Origin of the sequence: Micrococcus sp. GbtcB5 (assembly GCF_019091605.1) — a bacterium.
GTDB classification, from domain to species: domain Bacteria; phylum Actinomycetota; class Actinomycetes; order Actinomycetales; family Micrococcaceae; genus Micrococcus; species Micrococcus luteus.
In genome coordinates this window covers 1-238 of record NZ_JAGXJK010000443.1, presented here as the reverse complement: position 1 = coordinate 238, position 238 = coordinate 1, and the positions used below count along the sequence as shown (strand labels likewise).

General features: G+C 79.4%; 1 pseudogene. It reads right to left on the bottom strand.

The window, feature by feature from the left end:
* A pseudogene (locus KVS67_RS13050) lies at window positions 1-238 on the bottom strand (ABC transporter substrate-binding protein); the annotation flags it as partial.

The following is a 238-nucleotide window of genomic DNA, read 5'->3' as shown; positions in this document are numbered from 1 at the left end:
GGCGGGGGTGGTGACCTCGGAGCCGTCCACGTCGACCGGGCGGTCCCACGAGGCCGGCGAGGAGAGCGCGTAGGCCGGCGAGGCCAGCGCGGCCGCGAGGTGACGGCGGGGGGAGTGCAGGCGCAGCCGCACCTCGTGCTCTCCGCGGGCCTCGACGCCGGCGAAGGCGGGGTCCGCGTCCCCGGCGTATCCGGCGGAGGGCGAGGCGAACGAGGAGGGCGGGGCGACGGTCCCGTCC